The sequence below is a fragment of the Arcobacter sp. 15-2 genome, from assembly GCF_047159865.1.
Taxonomy (GTDB): domain Bacteria; phylum Campylobacterota; class Campylobacteria; order Campylobacterales; family Arcobacteraceae; genus JAIOSF01.
On sequence record NZ_AP038804.1, the window covers coordinates 1,214,240 to 1,230,969 of the forward strand.

A 16,730-nucleotide genomic window follows, 5' to 3' on the forward strand; every position below is an offset into this window, starting at 1 on the left:
ATCTCGGATAAAATTCAGACTAATTAAACTCTAAAAAACATCTTAATGTATGAAAAATTAGAAAATAGGAAATAAAATGACATTTGATATGTTGTATAGTAAAATACACAGAGCTACTGTTACAGATGCCAACTTAAATTATGTTGGTTCAATCACTATAGATGAGGATCTTTTAGATGCTTCTCATTTAAGAGTTGGACAAAAAGTTGAAATTGTAAATATAAATAATGGTGAAAGATTTTCTACTTATGTAATCAAAGGGGAAAGAGGTTCTAAAGATATGTGTCTTAATGGTGCAGCTGCTAGAAAAGTGGAAATAGGTGATAAAATTATTGTTATTGCTTATGCATCATACTCAGAAAAAGAGTTAGAATCATACAAACCAATAGTTGTGCATGTAAATGAAAAAAATGATATCATTGAAATAACGAATGAACTCATAGGAAGCGATAAATAATGCTAGATGGAATAGACTTAAGTAAAATCAATCTTAACGAGATGATGGGGCAGGTTCAAGAGATGGCTGCCAAAGCTAAAGAAGATGGAAAAAATCAAGTTTTTACATCAAAAGTTGGTGGAGGAATGATAGAATTATCTATAAATGGTAACTCAGAGGTTACAGACTTACAAATAGATGATTCTTTACTTGAAGATAAAGACTCTTTACAAATATTGCTTATTAGTGCTATGAATGATGTGATTAAACAAAGTGATGATGCTAAAAAATCAATGGCTATGAATATGATGGGTGGGATGAATCCATTTGCAAAATAAACAACTATTAGAATTATTTGAAGATTATCTAAAGGCAAATTTACCCACATCAGATAGTTTTCATCCTATTTTTGAAAATGCTTTGCAAAAAATGCTTTATGCTGGTGGAAAAAGATTTCGTCCAGTACTGCTCCTTTCTGTAGTGAATTCGGTAGAACCTTTACTTACAAAAAACGCACTCCCTATTGCTCTAGGAGTAGAGTTTTTGCATACTTATTCTTTGGTACATGATGATTTGCCAAGTATGGATGATGCTGATTTGCGAAGAGGTAATCCTACTCTACATAAAACTTATGATGAAGTGACAGCTATATTAGTTGGTGATGCTTTAAATACACATAGCTTTAATCTTCTAGCAAATGCTCCATTAAGTAGCGATGTTAAAATCGAACTTATGAAAGTTTTAAGTAGTGATGGCGGAATTGACGGAATGATTATCGGTCAAGCTATTGATTGTTATTTTGAAAATCAAACATTAGAACTTTCTCAATTAGAGTTTTTACATATTCATAAAACAGCAAAACTTATTGCAGGAAGTTTAAAAATGGGTGCAATAATTGCAAACTTAGATTTAGCTACCCAAGAAAAACTTTATAACTTTGGTATAGATATCGGGTTATTATTTCAAATACAAGATGATATTATCGATGAAACTTCAAGTGAAGAGGAAGCTGGAAAAACAACTTCAAATGATGGGGCTAAAAACTCTTTTGTAAATTTACTAGGGCTTGATGGTGCTATAAAAAGTGCTGATAAATTATCTTTAAAGTGTCAAAATGACCTTAAAGTATTTGACGAAAATATTCAAGAAAATCTAAATACTCTTTTATCTAAGTATTTAAATAGACATAAATAAAAAGAGGGTTAAACCTCTTTTTCCCATAGTGTGCCAGTTGCACTATCCATAAGTGAGATATTCATCTCTTTCAACTCATCTCTGATTTTATCACTTAGTTCAAAGTTTTTCTCTTTTTTTGCAGAGTTTCTTTGTTCGATTAAATCTTCAATAGTTCTTTTCTCTTCATTTGAGATCCCAAATTGAAAATATGCATAAGCATCTTTTGCCCCAACACCTAAAATAGAATCAATAAATTCAATAGAAGCTATAATCTCTTTTTTTAGATTTTTGTTTTTTGGTTCTTTATCAAAGCTATCATTTGCAAGTGAAATATACTCATCTATACTTGCTAGAGCTTTAGATGTATTCATATCATCATTTAAAGCTCTATAGAGTGCCTCTAAAAGAGTTTTATTTGCTTTATTGTTACTTTGTACTCCATAAAGTCTTTTTTTAAGTCTATAGAGCTTATCAAGTCTTTTTTTACTTGATTTTAAATCATCTTCACTAAATGAGAAATCTGCTCTATAATGTGCAGTCATCATATAAAACCGAATAACCTCTCCATCATACTGAGTTAGAGCATCTTTTAGGAAAAAACTATTTCCTAAAGATTTTGACATTTTTTCACCATTGATATTTACAAAACCATTATGCATCCAGTATTTTGATAACTCTTGTGAAGTACAACATCTTGTTTGACACGCTTCATTTTCATGATGTGGAAAAAGTAAATCTGCACCCCCTCCATGAATATCTATAGCATAAGGTAAGTCATGATTGGATAAATGCGCATGAATCATAGCACTACATTCGATATGCCATCCTGGGCGACCATATCCAAAATTTGATTCAAAACCAACTTCTGATTTATCAAAAAATTTCCACATTGCAAAATCTTTTTGATCTCTTTTTTCTGTATTTACTTCAACTCTTGCTTCTGAATTTTCATCACTTGCTCTATGTGAAATAGCACCATATTGAGTATCTTTTGATGTATCTAAATAGATACCATCTTTTAGTTTATATGCTTTGTCTGCATCTAAAAGTTTATTTATCATATCTATCATTGCATTAATATTTTGTGTAGCATATGGCTCTAAATCATTTGGTAAAATATTTAATTTTGCCATATCATTTTTGTAGCTATTGATATAAAAAGTTGTGATCTCTTCGAGTGATTGTCCAGATTCTTTGATTTTTCTAATGATTTTATCATCAACATCTGTAAAATTTTTTGCCATAGTTACATCATAGTCATTTGCTTTAAGAACTCTGTGCAATAGGTCAAAAACGATAGAGCTTCGAGCATGTCCTAAGTGTGCATCATCATACACAGTAGGACCACATATATAAACTGTAGCCTTATTTTCTATTTGTGAAACAAAAGGAACTTTTTCTTTTTTTACACTATCAAAGATATATAAACTTGGCTTTTTCATTCTAACTCTTATTTAAATAATGATGCTAATTCAGAAACATCTTTTGTAGGTTGTTGTTCACCTGAATTTCCTGTAACTTCTTCAGACCCAGTAGTTGCACCTTCAAGGACATTTAGTTCAATTTCACATTTTGTAAGCATTGATGCTAGTCTAATATTTAAACCAACTTTACCAATAGCTCGTGCTTTTTGATCTTCTGCTATAGTTACAATAGCTTTATCTTTCCCTTTTTCTCCAGCACCTTTTTCTACTTTAACACTTTTTACAATAGCAGGGCTTAAAGCTCGTGCAACAAACATCTCTAAAATAGGTGTGTATTCAATACAGTCAATATTTTCCCCATTTAGTTGTTCACTAACAGAGTTTATACGAACACCTTTTACTCCAACAATAGCACCAATTGGGTCTATATTTGCTTCAATAGTAGAAAGTGCAATTTTTGCACGACTACCAGGTATTCTAGCACTTGCCTCAATTATTATTTTTTCATCTTTAAGTTCAGGTACTTCAAGTGCCAATAAACTTTCTAAATATTTAGGACTTGTTCTTGATACTTCAACAATTAAACCATGTTGTTTATCAATATTTACACCTTTTACAACAGCTCTTAGCGCATCACCAACTTTAAAAGTCTCACCTTTTATTCTGTTTTTTCTTGGTAATATACCTTTTACTTCTCCAATTTCAATAAATGTATTATCATTACTATCTACTCTTGTTACAACACTTGAAATAGTATCTCCAACTTGGTCGTTGTATTTGTTAAATAAGTTATCTTCAGTAAATCTTTGAAGTTTATACTCTAAGTTTGAAAATAAAATAGTTGCAGCATTTCGTCCCATAGATTCAAACTCTAAATCATAGCTTAAGAAGTCACCAATATCAAGGTCGCTGTCTATCTCTTTTGCTTCTTCAACTGATAAAAAGTTTTCTGGATTGATAAGTTTACCTTCAACTCCATTTTCTTTTTCCCATTCATTTTGTTCAACTCTCGCTTCACCAGTAAGTTTAATGTCATCATTTGCCACAACTTCAATTTTTTGTGCAAGTTTTAACTCTTTGTTTTCTCTATCTATTTCTGCTTCATATATGAGTGAATCATCTTGCATTTTTTCAGCAGTTTTGATGAGTGATTCTTTAAGAGCATTTTCTACATCTGATATTTTTAAACCTTTTTCATAAGCAATTGAATCTATAATATCTATAATTTTTTCCATAATTTTATTCCTATAATTTTAGTATGTTAACAATGCAATGTTTTTTTGGAGTATTTTGCTTTGTAGGGAAGTATAATATCTTAAGTTATCTTTAATTATACTTTATATTTATTTTAAATATAGAGGGTGAAGCTTAAACTCCACTCATCTCCATAAGTTTTGACTGATGATCTGCAATAAGCGGATCGATAATTTCATGAAATAATCCATCGTTCATAATTACATCTAGTCTGTAAAGAGTAAGGTTGATTCTATGATCAGATATTCTTCCTTGAGGATAGTTATAAGTTCTAATTCTAGCACTTCTATCTCCCGAACCTACTTGTGCTTTTCTATCGGCACCCTCTTTGTCCATTCTTTCTTGCTCTTGCATATCAAAAAGTCTTGCTTTTAAAACTTTCATCGCTTTATCTTTATTTTTGTGTTGTGATTTTTGATCTTGATTTGTTACTACAAGTCCTGTAGGTAAGTGAGTGATTCTGATCGCACTATCTGTAGTATTTACAGATTGTCCACCATTTCCACTAGCTCTCATAGTATCGATTTTTAAATCTTCACTTCTGATATCAATCTCAACATCATCAACTTCTGGAATAATAGCAACAGTAATAGCAGAAGTATGAACTCTACCTTGTGTTTCTGTTGCTGGTACTCTTTGTACTCTATGAACACCAGCTTCAAATTTCATTTTTGAATAAACAGATTCCCCTTTTACAAGAAATACCATCTCTTTGTATCCACCAGCTTCTGATTCACTTGAGTTCATAATTTCAGTTTTCCAACCTTCATTTTCAGCAAATTTGATATATGCTCTGAACATATCAGCAACAAATAATCCTGCTTCATCTCCACCAGCACCAGCTCTAAGTTCAACATAAATATTTTTGTCATCGTTAGGGTCTGTTGGTAAAAGAAGAATTTTGATTTCTGCTTCAAGTTCAGGTTTTCTTTGCTCTAACTCTTTTAGCTCTTCTTTTGCAAGATCAGCTAATTCATCATCGCCTAGAAGCATTTTATTATCTTCTATATCTGATATAATTTGATTATATTCTTTAGCCGCATCAACGATTTTAGAAATATTTGATTGCTCTTTTGAAAGTTCTGTCATCTTTTTAATATCACTTAATATATCAGGTGACACTAATAGATCATTTATCTCATTGAATCTATCTATAAAAAGTTGTAGTTTGTCTTGTAACATTAAAATACCTATTGGTGAATTTTTAGAAATTAAAGAAGAATGAGTTTTCTAATATAGTAAATTAGAAAACTCAAAAGTTAGTAGAGTGTTTTTATAAAGCGTTAACTTTAACTTGTAATCTACTTACTTTTCTAGCAGCAGTTGCTTTTTTCAGAATGTTTTTACTTACACAGTGGTGTAAATATTTGTTAGCTTCTTTCATTGCTGTTGTTGCTGTTTCTTTGTCATTTGCTTCGATAGCAACTAAAACTGCTTTAGTAACATTTTTGATTCTTGCTTTAAAGAATCTGTTTCTTTCAGTTTTTACGATAGTTTGTTTTGCTCTTTTTGCAGCTGATTTATGGTTTGCCATAGCTGTATCCCTTGTAATAAAAATTTAAGTTTGGAATGTTACTTAAGTTGTCCTTAAATATACCTTTAGTATCAGTTTCTAAAGAAGCACCTCTTTTACATCATCATAGATTTTAAAATCAGAAAACACCGATACTTTCGCATCAGGTATCTCTTTTAAGATGATGATTGTTGATAAATCAAAGTGATTATTTTGTGTGATTTTTGCTCGTAATTTTAGTTCATCATCAAATGAAAGAGGATTATAAACTAGCTCTAAAACAGTTGTATAGTTTGTATTTGCTAGTTGATTAAAAGTATCAAGAGATATAATTTTGAGTTCATCACGGTTAAAATATCCTACATTTTTTATCACTCTTTCAACTCTTCCAATAGATTTTTTTCCTTTAAGTGTAGAATAAAATAAAAAATATGAAGGGACAACCTCTTTGTTTATAATGACTTTTGCATTTAAAAGTCTATAGTTTAAAAATCGTTGTTTAATGATATCACACTCTTTAAGTTCATTTCTTTTTTGATAGAGTTCTAGTCTTTCTTCTATTGATTCTGGTTGGATTTGTTGACCTATTGGATATATGAGTTCATCTGTTAGTTTATCTTGTTGTTCTCTTTGGGCATTAAGTCCAAACATACATCCACAATAATTTTGTCTATAAAGATTATGCTCTTTTACTTGTTTCCCCTGCATCTCCACACCATTGCCACTTCTGTAGTCTTTAAATATAAATTCACAGTTATAAAGAGAGGAAAGATTTTTTCCTATGATTTCTAATTTATCTTGTGATTTTTTAGGACTGATTAAAAGTGTAGTTGTAAATTTATCGTGACCTAGTTCTATTGCTTTTTTTACACTTGTTTCTAAACGGTTATCAAAACATACAGTACATCTATCACCTTTTTCAGGCTCATTTTCTAAACCTTTTACAAGTTTTAGCCACTCTTCTAGAGCATAAGGACCCTCAATAAGCTCGATGCCGAGTTGTTTACAAGAATATTCTACATCTAAAAGTCGCAGTTTGTATTCACTATATGGATGGATATTTGGGTCATAAAAAAATCCCACGAGTGTTTCGTCTGGATATTCTTCTTGAATTTTTTGTAAAAAGTAGTGACTATCTACACTACAACATATATGTACTAACATTTTGTTCCTTTGATAAATACAACTTCAAATTCTAAATAACCTAGGTTATAATTTTTGAAAAGATGTTTTGCTTGTTCAAATGAGAGAGTGTTTTTTTCTCCACTGACACCTGAGTTTTTTATATAATGAAATAGATCTTTTTTATTTTCAAACTCCATTTTATAATTTAACACTTCATATTCACATGTATAAAATTTATCGAAACTTTTTTTAATCTCTTTTAAATCTAAAATAGGAGAAACAGTACTCGTAAGTTCAAAAATATTTTTAAAAGTATTTGAGGTAAATAGAACCATACTGATATGATTTGATATATCTGAAAGAGATTTTATAATTTTGCTTAAATCTTTTGACCATTGTAAAGCTGATGAAGATAAAATTATGTCATATCTTTCATGTTTTATATTTTGGTGAAACTCTTCTGAATCAAAATCTAAACACACGAGTTTTAGGTTTTTATGTTTTGGATGTATATTGCACATCTCTTGTGAAAAATCTATTGCTTTATAGTAGTCAAAATCGAAATCGATATTTTTAAATATTTGTCCCGAACCACAGCCTAATTCAAGTATCTTTTTGGGTGTAAAAGGGAGTTCTCTGATAATCGCTTTTGAGATAATTTGTTGGATAATATTATGTGAGTTATATTGTGTAGCATGTTTAGAAAATTGTTCTTGAACGGCTGTCATAAATATCCTTATAAATGAAATTAAGATACTATTTTATCTAATGAAAACTAAAAATAATACAACAAATACTGGAAAATATTTTGAACAAAAGGCAGTGGCCTATCTTATTGAAAATGATTTTAAAATCATAGAGGTGAATTATTTTGCAAAAAAGCTTGGTGAAATTGATATCATTGCTACAAAAGATGATGTATATCATTTTATTGAAGTAAAAAGTGGTAGTGGTTTTGAAGCTGTTTATAATATTACACAACAAAAACTTCATAGACTTTATAGAAGTATTGAACTATATTTGAAACATAAAAATCTTGATGTAGCATATTGTATAGATGCGATTATTTTTTCTGTTGAGGATTTAGAATATTTAGAGAATATCTCTTTATAAAATCATAGATATTTAGTCATTTTTAGATAAAATAAAAACTTAACATATACAATCAAATAGAGGAATAATGTGAATAAAAATAAAATGAGAAAACTATGTCTCAAATAGTATTTGAAAATAATACACAACATAAGATAGATATATCTTTTATACAAAAAGTTGCATCTGATTTAACAAATAAAGAGATTGAGCTTATCTTTACAACAGATGAAGAGATGAAAGATATCAATTTTAACACAAGAGGAATAGACAAATCAACAGATGTTTTGAGTTTTCCTTATGATGAGATGCCTCATGTACCGTTAGGTTCTATTGTGATATCTTCCAATTTTGTAGAAGATAAAGCAAAACTATATAAACATAGTTTTGAAGATGAGTTTGCTTTATTGTTCATCCATGGGATTTTGCATCTACTGGGATATGACCATGAAACAGATAGTGGCGAACATCGAAAAAAAGAGGAGGAGCTAATTTGTAAATTTAGTCTTCCAAAAAGTTTAATTGTAAGAGTAGAAGAGGAATAAAAGAAATGGATATAGTAATATTTATCATCTCAATGGGTGCACTGATATATGGTGCAGATTTTATTATTGAGGAGAGTGAAAAAATCGCTTTAAAATTTGATATATCACCATTTATTATAGGAGCGACACTAGTTGCTTTAGGAACAAGTTTACCAGAAATGGCTGTGAGTATGAGTGCTTCTATGCAAGGAAGTGGTGATATTGCAGTTGCCAATGTTATTGGAAGTACTATTTTTAACATCTCACTTGTTTTGGGTGTGGTTTTTTTAATAGCTAAAAAAATCACACCAGATAGAGATCTTTTTGCAAAAGATTCTGCTTGGTCATTATTCCCTATATTTATTTTCATTTTGATGAGTATTGATGGTAAACTCAGTATGCTTGATGGCTTTTTATTTTTACTGTTAATGGCTGCGTATCTAATGTTTTTAATACAAAGCAATCAAGTAGAAGAGCCAGATGATGATGAAGATAAAGAAAATTTTGCTTGGGGAAAAACAATTGGTTTACTTTTTGTTGGTTTTATTTTTGTAGTATTTGGTGCAGATTTTGCTATTGATAGTGCTTCAAATATAGCACGAACTTTTGGAATAAGTGAATGGATTATTGGCTTATTTTTAGTAGCATTTGGTACAAGTTTACCGGAACTCACAGTTGCTATAAAAGCAGCACGAGCAAATAATGCAGATATGGCAATAGGTGCAATTATTGGAAGTAATGTAGCAAATTTTACAATGGTGTTAGGGTTGAGCTCAATAATCAATCCACTCAATGTAGATTTGTCTGCAAATTTCTTTGATATTATTGCTGCTTTAATTGTATCTGTAATGTTAGTATTTATTACAGCAAATAAATTGTATAATAAAAGTGCTGGAATTGTATTGTTAACAGTTTTAGCATTAGTAGTATCAAACAGTTTTTAATTTAGAAGGGATATACCATTTTACACGAACAACTTTTACAACAACAATTGGCATCACAAAGTAGTACACCGAATTTTAATGAATTGCCTCAACATATTATTGGTACATTGGATAATATGGCTTTTGGGATTGCACAAAAAGAGGGTTTAGACTCTTATGAAGTAAAGCAAAAACTTGTAACAAATGTAAATAGGCTTTCAGCACAAGATATTGAATATTTAAAACAACAACTTGATAATCTGATTCATAAATCTGTTCAAGAGAATGAAACGATTGATGACAGTAATGTTGAAAAAGATTTTATTACATTTTTGATTCGGTTATATTATTAAAAAATGATTATAAACTCAAATAAAGTCAAAACAGAAGCTTTACTCTTGTTTGCAAGGGATCTTATTGATTCTTATACAAATAGCAATGATGAGGTTTTTGATATTTCAGTGGAATTAAAAGAGTTTATTACCGTTCGTACAGAACAGTTACAAAAAGCGATAAATATTACAGTGCAACCTATTGATTATTATTTGAGAAATAAAAAGGTGTCGAGAATTACTATGATTTTAAAAAGTTATCAGTACATAAATACAAGTATCACAAAACTTTTAAAAAACAATAGTAAATTCAATCCATCAATGCTATGTTTTTCTCTTCTTTCTACTTGGTTTGCCGAACTAGGAAAAGAAAATGATTCTAAAGAGTTTTTGTACTTTAGTATTTATCCTTATGGGGAGATTTATGACCAACTACTTCTAAATGTAAAAGATTTAGAGTATAAAAGTTTAAACATCAATATGATCACTATTGCTGAAGAAACAATATTTAAACTAAATAGATATGGATTTAAATAGATGAATGATACTATAATGTTTGATTATCGAGATCCATTAATAGGTATTGTTACAATATTTATATTTATATTTGTAGCTTCATTTTTTACTTATACTTTTGGTATATATAAAGAAAGAAAGTCACGACAAGAGTATCGTAAACTACTTAAAAGATTTGAATTAGGAACATTAAAAGAAGATGATTATATTCATCTGTATTCTACATATAATCTTCCGTTTGATTCTATTATATTACTTGCTTCATCATTTGTTCATAATGGACAGTACAATAAAGCTATTTCAGTATATTTAGCACTTCTAGAACATGTAAAAGAACCAATCAAAAAAGAAGAGCTTTTAGAGCTTTTAGGTGAAACCTATTTTAAAAGTGGAATGTTGCAACGAAGTAAGGATATTTTTTTAAAAATTTTAAAATTTAATCCTAGAAATACTATCTCTTTACACAAACTTCTTTTGATTTTTCAAAATTTAAATGAATTTGGTAAAGCCCAAGAGGTCCTAGATGCCTTAGAAGAACTAGATGAAGATATGAAAAAAGAGCAATTACATTTAGATATCTTACAAATTATGAATGACTCAATAATGAGTTTTGAAAAGAAATCACTTCAATTATTTGATTATTTTAAAGAGAATGAAAATTTAGAAAGATTAGTTTCAAGTTTCTTAATCAAATTTAATAAAGAGATTTTTTGGGAGAATATCCAGTTAGTAAATGTGTTAAATATCATTGATATTCTTTGGTATTTAGATTTCGATGATATCGATTGGGATGCTGTAAATAAGTGCCAAATGTTGCAAGATATCTATACAGCAAAAGGATATATTAACAGTTCAAAAAAAAGTGATAGTTTTGAATTAAATGTATTGATTGCTTTAAAAAACTCTTCAGTAGAAACAAACCTAGATTTGAATTTTGAGTTTATTTGTACAAAGTGTAAAAATGTACACCCAATTTATGAATCAAGATGTCCTCATTGTGAAGATATTTTATCATTTATGGTTGAACCAAAACTAGGTAAACCTACAATGAATTTGGCAAGTTTATTATAACGATATTGCAGAATTGAAAATCAAGGAAATAATAAATGAACATAATGCATAGTAATGAAATCTTAGAAAAAAACAATATTGCTGGATTTATTTTGAAACCAGATGCTTCGGATATTAAGGATATTTATTTAGATATTAAAAAAATGTTTGAAGATCATGGTATTAAAGTACTCCTTGAAAAAACTAGTGCTGATACCCTTGATATTGTTGATGGAATAGAGTTCAACGATTTATGTTTACAGAGTGATTTTTTGGTTACTTTAGGTGGAGATGGAACACTAATCTCTGCTACAAGAAGAAGTTTTCAATACCAAAAAGCGGTTATGGGAATCAATTTAGGTACGCTAGGTTTTTTAACAGATATCATGCCCGATGAGATCAATGCTTTTTTAGAACGATTTAAAAAAGATGATTACCGAATCGATAGAAGAATGATGATAAAAGCAACAGTACAAGGGAAAGAAGTAGTTGCTTTTAATGATGTAGTCATAAGTAAAAATGTTGTTTCAGGAATGGTAAATTTAGATGCCAAAATAGAAAATAAACTTTTCAATAAATATCATGGCGATGGACTTATTGTTTCTACACCAACAGGATCAACCGCATACAATTTATCATGTAATGGACCTGTTGTTTTCCCTTTAACAGAAGCTTTTATTGTTACTCCTATTTCTGCACACTCTCTAACACAAAGACCATTAGTTTTGCCAGTTGATTTTAAGATAACACTTGAAAATACTGATAAACAAAAAGCGATGGTGATTATTGATGGTCATGATGTCTATGATTTAGAGCCAAACGAGGTGATAACAATAGAAGTAGCTTCTGCAAAAGCACAACTTATACATAGATGTGAACGAAACTATTTTGATGTATTAAATAAAAAATTATATTGGGGTGCAAATTGATTAATCGATTTTATTTAGAAAACTATCTATCTTTTGAAAAAATAGATATAGAGTTTAAAAAAGGTTTGATAGTATTTACAGGAGCTAGTGGAGCTGGAAAATCTGTACTTATGAGTTCTATTTTATCTTTATTTGGAACAACAGATAGTAATGCTCAATTGAGCGAAATAGTGCTTGAAGATTTAAAAATAACAGATGAGAATTATGGAATTGAAAAAGATGATGATATAGTTATAAAACAAACCACATCACTAAAAACACGCTATCTTTTAAATAATCAATCGATTTCTAAAAAGAATTTGAAAGTATTCACAGCAAACTTTTCAAAACATCTTCACCTTAAAGATACAACAGATTTTGACAGTAAAAAGATTATCTCATTTTTGGATTTTTTGACCTCTTTAAACAATAAAAAGTATAGTAAAATACTTGAAAAATTTGAAGTCAAGTATAAAGAATATAAAACATTACAAGATAAACTGACTAAAATTCTAGAGGATGAAAAAGAGTTAGATGATCTAATCGAATATACAAAATTTGAGATTGAAAAGATAGCAAAAATAGATCCACAAGTAGATGAATATGATGAACTTAAAGAGCTTAAAATAAATTTATCCAAAAAAGACAAGTTTGATGATATCTTACAAGATATACAACCAATGCTCAATGAAACACATAAAATATCGAGTGCTTTACAACTGTTAGATGTAGACTGTGCTTTTTTTGATGATGCTATATCAGAAGTTAATAATCATTTTGAGAAGTTTTATGATAGTGTTGCTTCAACAGATGATATGGAGATCGAAAGTGTACTAACAAGAATAGAAGAACTCTCTTCTTTAAATAAAAAGTTTGGTGGTATTACTGAGGCTTTAGAGTATAAAAAAGTTAAAGAAAAAGAGTTAGAAGGATATGAAAATATCTCTTTTGAAAAAGCTATTTTAGAAAAAAATGTTCAAAAAATATCTGAAGAGATAGAGTTGTTAGCACAAGATATTTCTAAAATCAGAGAAGAAAATATAGTATATTTAGAAGAAAAGGTAAATGAATATTTAGAATATTTATACTTAGAAAATTTGACAATCTCTATTCAAAGACAGCCTCTTGATGAAACAGGTATTGATAAAATCGAATTTAAACTAAATGATACAGAATTAAGTAAAATAAGTAGCGGAGAGTTCAATCGTCTCAGACTAGCACTTTTAACAGCAAGAAGTTTTTATGAAATTGATACAAATGGAATATTGTTTTTAGATGAGATAGATGCAAACCTAAGTGGAAAAGAATCAGAAAGTATTGCAAAAGTTTTAGAGCAACTTTCAAAAAGTTATCAAATATTTGCTATATCGCATCAACCGCAACTCAGTGCAACTGCACATCAGCATTTTATGGTGAAAAAAACTGATAACACATCAAGTGTAAAACTTCTTAACAAAGAGCAAAGAGTAGATGAAATTGCTCGGATGATTAGTGGTGAAAATATCACAAAAGAAGCTTTAGAGTTCGCAAGAAAACTTTTAGTAGATTGATAAACTAGGGATAAAATGGAAGTAATAGTTTTAGGCGTTATAAGTGTTTTGACATCATTGATTGCTGGTGTTGTTGGTATTGGTGGAGGTCTTTTGTTGATTGCTATACTCCCTAACTTTCTTCCTGTAAGTGCTTTGATACCAGTACATGGATTTACTCAAATGTTTAGTAATGTTTCAAGAGCATATTTTGGATACAAAGATATTCAATTTGAGGTAGTTCCTAAATTTCTATTTGGATCTTTACTTGGTGTTGGAACAATAGCTTTGATTTTAGATATGATCTCTATTGAATATATACCATTATTTATAGGTACTTATATTTTATTATCATTATGGTCATCTAAATTTAACGATAAGATTAAAAAATATGAAAACTATTACCTTATAGGATTTTTACAGTCAGGATTATCCGTAGTCGTTGGAGCTACTGGACCTTTGACTACAACTTTACTTTTAAAAGATTATCAAGATAAAGATAAGGTTGTTTCTACAGCTGCTTTACTTATGAGTATTACACATCTGTTAAAGGTACTTGTGTTTGTATATTTCGGTTTCAAGTTTTCTGAATATCTTGATATTATAGTTGTGATGGTGATAGGAGTTATCATTGGCTCATATCTAGGAACAAAGTTAAGAGACAAGGTAGAAGGTAAAAAGTTATTATTTACACTGAAAGTTTTATTGACTCTTTTAGCTGTAAAGTTAATAGGAACAGTGTTTTATTCTACAGGTTTAATCCTGTAGAAATCTGAGTTCATCATATCTTGTAGATAGCGTTTTTCTATTGTGTGTATCGCTATAATTTCTACTTCTTGATTTTTATAGTACCAACCCTTATTTGTATCTAAAATCTCTTTTTTCTCAAACATTTTATGTAGTTCTTCTTTTGATACTTTAAATTCTTCCATATTTTGTATGCTCCAATTTTTAAAACTCTACTCTACTTTGCACATTGATCTCCTTGATTGCAATAAAATCATTTGATTCGTACTGTTCAACTGCAACTCTTCCTATCATCGCAGCATTATCACTACAAAACTCCATAGGTGCTAATAATAGTTTAGCGTTATATTCAGAACATAGTGATTCTATTTGAGTACGAAGTGCTTTATTTGCACTAGCTCCTCCAACAATTGCAAAGTTAGTAGGTGGATTTGTTTTAAAATACTTTTTGAGTTTCATCACTATATGCCCTATAGCCACTTTTTGAAAAGAAGCAGAGATATTAGAGATAGTTTTTTCATTGATATTATTGTTTTCTTCCTCTTTTAAAATAGCTAAACGAACAGCATTTTTAAGCCCACTATAACTAAACTGAATAAGTGGAGATTGTCGTAAAGGGATAGGTAGTTCATAGCTATTATCATCACCATGAAGTGCAAATTTTTCTATTATAGGACCACCTGGATATCCAAGCTTCATCATTTTTGAAACTTTATCAAAACTCTCACCAAAACTATCATCAATGGTTTGACCAACAACACTCATGTTATTTAAGTTTTCTACCTCAATTAGTTGTGTATGCCCACCTGAAACCAATAATACAGTACAAGGAAAGAGTGTCTCTTTTTCAATAAATAAAGAATAGATATGCCCTTTGAGATGATTGACACCTATAAGTGGTATCTTTAAACTCAAAGCAAGTGCTTTTGCCATGGTAACACCCTCTGTTAGAGTCACACTTAAACCAGGAGCATTTGTTACTGCAATTGCTTTTAGCTTTGGAAAATACTCTGTACACTCTTCTAGAATTTTAGGTAAAGCTTCAATATGTAAACGAGCAGCTAGCTCAGGTACAACACCACCATATACACTATGCTGTAACTCTTGAGAGATTTTTTTATGGTAGAGTAGCTTTTTTGTTTTTATATCTGTTATAGCGATGCTACTATCATCACAGCTACTTTCTATACTCAGTATCATTTAGTCTATTTCTCTCTCTATCCAATCAATTGCACACTGTAATTCACCAAAACCACTTTGGGCATTTATATGTCCTGCATCTTGAAGTATTTTTAAACCTACATTGAGTTTGCTTTGAAGTTGAATTGCTTCATCTAAGTCAAGATACTCATCATTTGTGCTTCCTACTAATATACTCTCTTTCGCATAAAGATTATCTGGAATTGGATAGGGGAAAAAAGTACTTAACTCTTTTTCATCACAATCTTGACTAACAGGTGCTACAAGCATTAGTTTTTCTAACTCTTTTATCTCATATTTACTAACAAAATGAAACCACAAAATATTTGCCAATGAATGGCAAAGTACCATATCTGGTTGAAATCTATCAAACTCTTTTTTTAATGTAGTTAACCACTCTTCTAAATTTGGCGTATCTCTACTTGGTAAATCAGGAAAAGAAATTTCATAATCAAGTTTTTCTAGCTCTTTTGCTACCCACCATTGCCAATGAGGTTCATCACTTCCACCCCAACCATGTAATATCAATACTTTTTTCATTTTATAAACCCCTTATACATCTTACATATTTTGGATATGTTCTATTTTGGTAGTATATAGTACCACTTTTAAAAAAAACATAATATCCATATCTTCCAAAGTTTCTCAGCCATGTTCTGTTACTTGCCCAATAATCATCTTGTTTTGCATATTTAAATGCTTTGTTTATTTTTGGTTGAGAAGCTATTCTTTTTTTATCAATTATGGTTTGATACTCTTCAGTAGATGGAAGTCTCCAGTCTGAAAAACCACTTAAACTTAAGTTTGTACAATAATTGATAGCATCTTCTTGAGTGAGTAAAATTCTGATATTATCTTTAACATCTTGCCAAATAAGTTTATTTTGATCATCAATTATATAGTTACCACTTCGTGTAAGTTTTGAAGCAAAAAGTACTAAAGTTAATAAGGTTAATAAAGTTAAAATTTTCATTCCAAATC

At 29.7% G+C, this 16,730-nt stretch carries 22 protein-coding genes; 12 read left to right on the top strand and 10 right to left on the bottom strand.

Going from position 1 to position 16,730, the window contains the following annotated elements:
* The first annotated feature begins 76 nt into the window (after positions 1-76).
* Genes panD through ACMCMH_RS06510 form a run of 3 tightly spaced genes read left to right on the top strand, consistent with a single transcriptional unit; the run spans position 77 to position 1,630 of the window.
* Positions 77-457 (top strand): aspartate 1-decarboxylase, encoded by a 381-nt coding sequence (gene panD / locus ACMCMH_RS06500; RefSeq protein WP_412723814.1) that lies wholly within the window; start codon positions 77-79, stop codon positions 455-457.
* The gene (locus tag ACMCMH_RS06505; RefSeq protein WP_412723816.1) at positions 457-774 is read left to right on the top strand and encodes a YbaB/EbfC family nucleoid-associated protein; all 318 of its coding nucleotides are present in this window, start codon (positions 457-459) and stop codon (positions 772-774) included. The genes panD and ACMCMH_RS06505 overlap by 1 nt, the downstream gene beginning before the upstream one ends.
* On the top strand, positions 764-1,630 hold the full coding sequence (locus ACMCMH_RS06510) for a polyprenyl synthetase family protein (protein ID WP_412723818.1): 867 nt from the start codon (positions 764-766) through the stop codon (positions 1,628-1,630). The genes ACMCMH_RS06505 and ACMCMH_RS06510 overlap by 11 nt, the downstream gene beginning before the upstream one ends.
* Positions 1,631-1,638: 8 nt before the next feature.
* On the opposite strand, the gene cysS is transcribed toward ACMCMH_RS06510, so the two are convergent.
* From cysS to ACMCMH_RS06540, 6 genes are all read right to left on the bottom strand, one after another.
* Positions 1,639-3,054 carry a cysteine--tRNA ligase gene (cysS, locus tag ACMCMH_RS06515; protein ID WP_412723820.1) on the bottom strand — a complete coding sequence of 472 codons (1,416 nt, stop codon included), beginning with the start codon at positions 3,052-3,054 and terminating at the stop codon, positions 1,639-1,641.
* An 8-nt stretch (positions 3,055-3,062) separates the two neighbouring features.
* Positions 3,063-4,271 (bottom strand): transcription termination factor NusA, encoded by a 1,209-nt coding sequence (nusA, locus tag ACMCMH_RS06520; RefSeq protein WP_412723822.1) that lies wholly within the window; start codon positions 4,269-4,271, stop codon positions 3,063-3,065.
* A gap of 133 nt (positions 4,272-4,404) precedes the next feature.
* Positions 4,405-5,472: a peptide chain release factor 1 gene (gene prfA, locus ACMCMH_RS06525; RefSeq protein WP_412723824.1), complete on the bottom strand. Its 1,068-nt coding sequence runs from the start codon at positions 5,470-5,472 to the stop codon at positions 4,405-4,407.
* A gap of 91 nt (positions 5,473-5,563) precedes the next feature.
* Positions 5,564-5,824, bottom strand: coding sequence for a 30S ribosomal protein S20 (rpsT, locus tag ACMCMH_RS06530; protein ID WP_412723826.1), 261 nt, complete (start codon positions 5,822-5,824; stop codon positions 5,564-5,566).
* 78 nt (positions 5,825-5,902) lie between these two features.
* Complete coding sequence (locus ACMCMH_RS06535; protein ID WP_412723828.1) at positions 5,903-6,967, bottom strand: epoxyqueuosine reductase QueH; 1,065 nt, start codon at positions 6,965-6,967, stop codon at positions 5,903-5,905.
* Positions 6,961-7,656: a methyltransferase domain-containing protein gene (locus tag ACMCMH_RS06540; RefSeq protein ID WP_412723830.1), complete on the bottom strand. Its 696-nt coding sequence runs from the start codon at positions 7,654-7,656 to the stop codon at positions 6,961-6,963. The genes ACMCMH_RS06535 and ACMCMH_RS06540 overlap by 7 nt, the downstream gene beginning before the upstream one ends.
* A 40-nt stretch (positions 7,657-7,696) precedes the next feature.
* On the opposite strand from ACMCMH_RS06540, the gene ACMCMH_RS06545 reads away from it, so the two are divergent.
* From ACMCMH_RS06545 to ACMCMH_RS06585, 9 genes are all read left to right on the top strand, one after another.
* Positions 7,697-8,041, top strand: coding sequence for a YraN family protein (locus ACMCMH_RS06545; RefSeq protein ID WP_412723832.1), 345 nt, complete (start codon positions 7,697-7,699; stop codon positions 8,039-8,041).
* 95 nt (positions 8,042-8,136) lie between these two features.
* On the top strand, positions 8,137-8,565 hold the full coding sequence (ybeY, locus tag ACMCMH_RS06550; protein WP_412723834.1) for an rRNA maturation RNase YbeY: 429 nt from the start codon (positions 8,137-8,139) through the stop codon (positions 8,563-8,565).
* A gap of 5 nt (positions 8,566-8,570) precedes the next feature.
* Positions 8,571-9,488: a calcium/sodium antiporter gene (locus ACMCMH_RS06555; protein WP_412723836.1), complete on the top strand. Its 918-nt coding sequence runs from the start codon at positions 8,571-8,573 to the stop codon at positions 9,486-9,488.
* A 47-nt stretch (positions 9,489-9,535) separates the two neighbouring features.
* Positions 9,536-9,820 carry a hypothetical protein gene (locus ACMCMH_RS06560; RefSeq protein WP_412723838.1) on the top strand — a complete coding sequence of 95 codons (285 nt, stop codon included), beginning with the start codon at positions 9,536-9,538 and terminating at the stop codon, positions 9,818-9,820.
* A 3-nt stretch (positions 9,821-9,823) separates the two neighbouring features.
* On the top strand, positions 9,824-10,336 hold the full coding sequence (locus ACMCMH_RS06565) for a hypothetical protein (protein ID WP_412723840.1): 513 nt from the start codon (positions 9,824-9,826) through the stop codon (positions 10,334-10,336).
* Positions 10,337-11,386, top strand: a complete 1,050-nt coding sequence (locus tag ACMCMH_RS06570) for a tetratricopeptide repeat protein (RefSeq protein ID WP_412723842.1) — start codon at positions 10,337-10,339, stop codon at positions 11,384-11,386.
* 35 nt (positions 11,387-11,421) lie between these two features.
* Complete coding sequence (locus tag ACMCMH_RS06575) at positions 11,422-12,294, top strand: NAD(+)/NADH kinase (protein WP_412723844.1); 873 nt, start codon at positions 11,422-11,424, stop codon at positions 12,292-12,294.
* Positions 12,291-13,823 (top strand): DNA recombination protein RecN, encoded by a 1,533-nt coding sequence (locus ACMCMH_RS06580; RefSeq protein ID WP_412723846.1) that lies wholly within the window; start codon positions 12,291-12,293, stop codon positions 13,821-13,823. Before ACMCMH_RS06575 ends, ACMCMH_RS06580 begins: the two co-directional genes overlap by 4 nt.
* A 15-nt stretch (positions 13,824-13,838) precedes the next feature.
* Positions 13,839-14,570 (top strand): TSUP family transporter, encoded by a 732-nt coding sequence (locus tag ACMCMH_RS06585; RefSeq protein ID WP_412723848.1) that lies wholly within the window; start codon positions 13,839-13,841, stop codon positions 14,568-14,570.
* Here ACMCMH_RS06585 and ACMCMH_RS06590 read toward each other — a convergent pair.
* Genes ACMCMH_RS06590 through ACMCMH_RS06605 form a run of 4 tightly spaced genes read right to left on the bottom strand, consistent with a single transcriptional unit; the run spans position 14,546 to position 16,722 of the window.
* On the bottom strand, positions 14,546-14,734 hold the full coding sequence (locus ACMCMH_RS06590) for a hypothetical protein (protein WP_412723850.1): 189 nt from the start codon (positions 14,732-14,734) through the stop codon (positions 14,546-14,548). The two genes, ACMCMH_RS06585 and ACMCMH_RS06590, sit on opposite strands and share 25 nt — an antisense overlap.
* Before the next feature lie 19 nt (positions 14,735-14,753).
* Positions 14,754-15,749, bottom strand: coding sequence for a tRNA (adenosine(37)-N6)-threonylcarbamoyltransferase complex transferase subunit TsaD (gene tsaD / locus ACMCMH_RS06595; protein WP_412723852.1), 996 nt, complete (start codon positions 15,747-15,749; stop codon positions 14,754-14,756).
* Positions 15,750-16,289 carry an RBBP9/YdeN family alpha/beta hydrolase gene (locus ACMCMH_RS06600; RefSeq protein WP_412723854.1) on the bottom strand — a complete coding sequence of 180 codons (540 nt, stop codon included), beginning with the start codon at positions 16,287-16,289 and terminating at the stop codon, positions 15,750-15,752. It lies immediately after the preceding gene.
* Position 16,290: 1 nt separating this feature from the next.
* Positions 16,291-16,722: a DUF1566 domain-containing protein gene (locus ACMCMH_RS06605; protein ID WP_412723856.1), complete on the bottom strand. Its 432-nt coding sequence runs from the start codon at positions 16,720-16,722 to the stop codon at positions 16,291-16,293.
* Between the last annotated feature and the right edge of the window lie 8 nt (positions 16,723-16,730).

What these genes read in the sequence shown, in the direction of transcription:
- panD (WP_412723814.1), top strand. Translation starts at nt 77, where the DNA reads ATGACATTTGATATGTTGTATAGTAAAATACACAGAGCTACTGTTACA.
- ACMCMH_RS06505 (WP_412723816.1), top strand. Translation starts at nt 457, where the DNA reads ATGCTAGATGGAATAGACTTAAGTAAAATCAATCTTAACGAGATGATG.
- cysS (WP_412723820.1), bottom strand. Translation starts at nt 3,054, where the DNA reads ATGAAAAAGCCAAGTTTATATATCTTTGATAGTGTAAAAAAAGAAAAA.
- nusA (WP_412723822.1), bottom strand. Translation starts at nt 4,271, where the DNA reads ATGGAAAAAATTATAGATATTATAGATTCAATTGCTTATGAAAAAGGT.
- prfA (WP_412723824.1), bottom strand. Translation starts at nt 5,472, where the DNA reads ATGTTACAAGACAAACTACAACTTTTTATAGATAGATTCAATGAGATA.
- rpsT (WP_412723826.1), bottom strand. Translation starts at nt 5,824, where the DNA reads ATGGCAAACCATAAATCAGCTGCAAAAAGAGCAAAACAAACTATCGTA.
- ACMCMH_RS06535 (WP_412723828.1), bottom strand. Translation starts at nt 6,967, where the DNA reads ATGTTAGTACATATATGTTGTAGTGTAGATAGTCACTACTTTTTACAA.
- ACMCMH_RS06540 (WP_412723830.1), bottom strand. Translation starts at nt 7,656, where the DNA reads ATGACAGCCGTTCAAGAACAATTTTCTAAACATGCTACACAATATAAC.
- ACMCMH_RS06545 (WP_412723832.1), top strand. Translation starts at nt 7,697, where the DNA reads ATGAAAACTAAAAATAATACAACAAATACTGGAAAATATTTTGAACAA.
- ybeY (WP_412723834.1), top strand. Translation starts at nt 8,137, where the DNA reads ATGTCTCAAATAGTATTTGAAAATAATACACAACATAAGATAGATATA.
- ACMCMH_RS06555 (WP_412723836.1), top strand. Translation starts at nt 8,571, where the DNA reads ATGGATATAGTAATATTTATCATCTCAATGGGTGCACTGATATATGGT.
- ACMCMH_RS06565 (WP_412723840.1), top strand. Translation starts at nt 9,824, where the DNA reads ATGATTATAAACTCAAATAAAGTCAAAACAGAAGCTTTACTCTTGTTT.
- ACMCMH_RS06570 (WP_412723842.1), top strand. Translation starts at nt 10,337, where the DNA reads ATGAATGATACTATAATGTTTGATTATCGAGATCCATTAATAGGTATT.
- ACMCMH_RS06575 (WP_412723844.1), top strand. Translation starts at nt 11,422, where the DNA reads ATGAACATAATGCATAGTAATGAAATCTTAGAAAAAAACAATATTGCT.
- ACMCMH_RS06585 (WP_412723848.1), top strand. Translation starts at nt 13,839, where the DNA reads ATGGAAGTAATAGTTTTAGGCGTTATAAGTGTTTTGACATCATTGATT.
- ACMCMH_RS06590 (WP_412723850.1), bottom strand. Translation starts at nt 14,734, where the DNA reads ATGGAAGAATTTAAAGTATCAAAAGAAGAACTACATAAAATGTTTGAG.
- tsaD (WP_412723852.1), bottom strand. Translation starts at nt 15,749, where the DNA reads ATGATACTGAGTATAGAAAGTAGCTGTGATGATAGTAGCATCGCTATA.
- ACMCMH_RS06600 (WP_412723854.1), bottom strand. Translation starts at nt 16,289, where the DNA reads ATGAAAAAAGTATTGATATTACATGGTTGGGGTGGAAGTGATGAACCT.
- ACMCMH_RS06605 (WP_412723856.1), bottom strand. Translation starts at nt 16,722, where the DNA reads ATGAAAATTTTAACTTTATTAACCTTATTAACTTTAGTACTTTTTGCT.